4 protein-coding genes and 1 tRNA gene are annotated in these 3,411 nt (G+C 39.8%); 1 reads left to right on the top strand and 4 read right to left on the bottom strand.

The genetic code is table 11. The features are described 5' to 3' along the window. Nucleotides 1-10: 10 nt before the first annotated feature. Nucleotides 11-86 (bottom strand) — tRNA-His (locus WC815_24170). A gap of 83 nt (nt 87-169) precedes the next feature. Between WC815_24170 and WC815_24165 the strand changes: the two genes are divergently transcribed. Beyond that, complete coding sequence (locus tag WC815_24165; protein ID MFA5911886.1) at nt 170-862, top strand: thioredoxin domain-containing protein; 693 nt, start codon at nt 170-172, stop codon at nt 860-862. Between the two features lies 1 nt (nt 863). Here the strand turns inward: WC815_24165 and WC815_24160 are convergent, their stop codons facing one another. The 3 genes from WC815_24160 to WC815_24150 all read right to left on the bottom strand — a co-directional run. Further along, nucleotides 864-2,192, bottom strand: coding sequence for an ABC transporter substrate-binding protein (locus WC815_24160; protein MFA5911885.1), 1,329 nt, complete (start codon nt 2,190-2,192; stop codon nt 864-866). Between the two features lie 243 nt (nt 2,193-2,435). After that, nucleotides 2,436-2,837, bottom strand: a complete 402-nt coding sequence (locus WC815_24155; protein MFA5911884.1) for a phage holin family protein — start codon at nt 2,835-2,837, stop codon at nt 2,436-2,438. 22 nt (nt 2,838-2,859) lie between these two features. Further along, nucleotides 2,860-3,411, bottom strand: a 552-nt coding sequence (locus WC815_24150) for a hypothetical protein (protein ID MFA5911883.1), incomplete at its 5' end; no start/stop codon positions are given.

Raw genomic sequence — 3,411 nt, 5'->3', positions numbered from 1 at the left:
AACTTATTATTGGGGTGGGAGACCGGACTCGAACCGGCAACCTCTTCCTCCACAGGGAAGCGCTCTAACCATTGAGCTACACCCACCAAGTTACGTTATATTTTAACACGAAGCGAGGCTATTTGCTGGATGACAAGATCATACCGGATAAATTTGATATACTATTCCCATGAAAGATTTTTTACAGAGAAATAAAGTTTTCATAATAGTAATCTTGGCCACATGTATTTTAATCGTCGGCGGATTATTTTTAATGAGCAGAGGCAGTAATCCTTCTACTGTTAGTTCTACTAACGTAGATTCTTCAATTTTGGCACCTTCAGGTGTTTATAAAACATCAGGTTTGGTTAACGGGTTCTATCTCCCCGCCAGTCCTTCCGCTACGGTTACACTTGTTGAATTCGGAGATTATGTATGCCCGGCCTGTGGAGATGCCGCACCATATGTAAAACAGGTTTTAACCGATTTTCCGGGAAAAGTGAACTATGTTTTCAGAAATTACCCGCTGTCATATCATACAAATGCCCCGCTCGCCTCGTACGCCGCAGAAGCCGCAGGATTGCAGGGAAAATATTTTGAAATGAACGACCGACTTTATTCAACTCAAAACGACTGGTCTAATTTGCCTGATCCTGCAAGTGTATTTGTCGGTTATGCAAAAGATTTGGGTTTGAATACCGACAAATTTACCTCAGATATGAATTCCCAGAATGTTAAGGATGTTGTGCAGAGAGACATGAACGACGGAAAGACCGTGGCGCTTACTGAAACTCCAACCTTTTATATAAACGGCACAAAAGTAAGTCTTTCGGGTGATTCAAACCAATTAAGGGATCTTATTCAGGTAGATTTAGCCAAGTAACTCAGTTTCGAGAAACTGAGTAGGTAGTCGGGTAATAAAGAAAAGCAGCCGGAGAATCCTCTATTAAAAATCTCTGAAAATCCAAATATATTTTCTTTCTGGATTCAATGTCAATTTCGGATCTTCCATCCTCTAAAAGTTTATCTATTCTGACATTTTGATATCGGGTAATATTTGTAGACTCTTGAGTAGAATGCCACAGAGAATATTGGTCAGGATCCTCGGGGATATCAAGGATAGCCAAAAAAGTCTGATAGTCGCTGGGAATTGTGGAAACAACCTGGAGGTTTACGTTTATGCCGACAGCTCTCCAATTTTCAGAAATGGTCTCAGCTTTGTCCAAAAGAAGCGGAGGGGCGGATAAATTAACGTTAATTTCGGTGAGCTTAGCTGCAGTCTTATAATCAGTAATCATTTGCTTGGCTTTAATAGGATCGTAATCATAAGGTTTGACTTGGGGATTATATGCCCATGAATCCATGGAAATAGGACTTATGGCTCGCACACCGCCGAGCGCACCTTTGTCTATGGCATAAGAAAGCGCCTGGCGTAAGTTTTTTTCCTGTAAAGTAGGGTCCTGTGTGTTAAAAAATACCGCTACATATTCTCCTGTATCTGAAATACTGTTAATTTTAACCTTTGGCCAGGTATCAAACGGAGAAACACTGAATAAATCATCGATTTGGTCAACTTGTCCGAGTTCAAAGGCTGCTTTTGTGCTTTCCTCAGTCGGATAGAATTTATAAACAATTTTACCCTTAGTTTTTGAAGATAAATCAATTTTCTCAACAGCCGACCCGTTTAATGTGATTTTGTTGACCTTCCACTCGCCTGTTCCCAAAAGGCCTGATTTGAAGGTAGGCTTGGAGACAACCGATGGAAATGCCGAATATGTGTTTTGCAGTTTAAAAATAATGGTTTTATCATCCGGGCGATCGATAGTAACATCGGAAAATTGGTAATTGATAGTTTTGCTGGTTACTTTACTGCCGTCTTGCCAAGAGATATTATCTTTTAAAGTGAAAATCCAGGTTTTTCCCTTGTCTGTTGTTTCCCACGAAGATGCTAAATCCGGAATTACACTTCCGTCGGTGTCTATTTTAGTTAATCCGTTTCCAATCGATTTCAAAATTGGAGTAGGCAGGGTACTCACCGTGAACTTTCCTGTCTCGCCTATTCTCACCGTTTTTACAAAATCCAGAGAAGGTATAAGAAATTTAAGCAGAAAAAAGAATAAAACGCCCAGACCTATTCCCAGAAGGATCAAAACCTTAAATCTGGAAAAAAATGCTCCAATAAGCCTAAATATGTAGCGGAGATTTAACATCATTGATTAGGCAACCAAGCGTAGCGTAGATACGACAATAAATAGGAAAGCAGCAACAAAGGTAAGTCTGAATATAAGTTTTTCTAAACCCCTCCGGGTAAAACTAGTTCCACCGATACCACTTGATCTCCCGAAACCTGTACCCCGTGCCTGAATTAGAATAAAGCTAACCAGGATAACGGATATAATTATTTGTATTACTGTTAACAGTTGGTTCATTTTTCAGAAGTAATTATAACACCTCAGCTACTTTAATAACCAATCTAAGATTGAGGAGGTCGTTGAAATAATGAAAGAAAATGCGATCAAGGCGATAAGTCCGTGCAATGAGACGGCGGGAATAGAAACCCAGTAAGACGCAAGGCCGTTAAATGCAAAATCCATAATTTTAAAGCCGGGAACAATTAAAGTGACTATATATAGCGCCACGGCATAGCCAACCCATCTGAAAAGACCGAAAGTTATTAGGTTTAAAGGCAGAAGAAGAATATTGATAACCGGTTTAATAATAAGAGAAGTTATGCTTAGGGCAATTCCGGTTAATATTATCGTTTTAACACCGTTTTCAAAAAACAGCCCGGAAAATACCAGAGAAATAAGATACAAAGTAACGGAGCTTACAATAAAATATTTAATTGCCCTTCTCACAATACCAGTATAGACGCTTTAGCTACCGGCTTTCAAATAATGATTTAGTAAAAAGTTTGTGATGATACGCCTGAGCAAACCTGTGTGCCTCATCACGAATTCTTTGAACTAAATTAAGAGCAGGTCCTTTGGGAAGTCTATATTCTTTAATTCCGTTTACACCCAAAGTTTTTACGGGGATAACTAAAGTTTCCAATCTTTTAGCCAAACCTACAACCGGTATTTGCTCGGCCTCAAACTCCTTTAGAAACACAGACATCTGCCCCTTACCTCCATCGACAATTATTAGGTCAGGTTTTCCCCATGCGTCCAGATTCTTTTTACGTCTTCCGGCTACTTCGCGCATTGATTCATAGTCATCCTGACCTTTTTTCTGTCTTATCCTGAAGTGCCTGTAGAGGCTTTTATCCGGCGCCCCATTTAAAAAGGTAACCATAGAGGCCGAGGCATTCGTTCCCTGCAGATGCGCAACGTCAAAGCATTCAATTCTGGTGAGAGATTTAATTTTAATAGAAGAGGCTTCTAAAATCTTTTTAAGAGCGCGCAGTTCACTCTCTCTGACATCTTCATACAG

This window comes from Vicinamibacterales bacterium, assembly GCA_041659285.1.
In the GTDB taxonomy this organism is placed as follows: Bacteria; Acidobacteriota; Vicinamibacteria; order Vicinamibacterales; family UBA2999; genus 12-FULL-67-14b.
The sequence above is the reverse complement of the archived record's forward strand: the minus strand, read 5'-3'. Positions and strand labels throughout refer to the sequence as shown.

Coding starts and splice junctions, on each gene's coding strand:
- WC815_24165 (MFA5911886.1), top strand. CDS start 170: ATGAAAGATTTTTTACAGAGAAATAAAGTTTTCATAATAGTAATCTTG.
- WC815_24160 (MFA5911885.1), bottom strand. CDS start 2,192: ATGATGTTAAATCTCCGCTACATATTTAGGCTTATTGGAGCATTTTTT.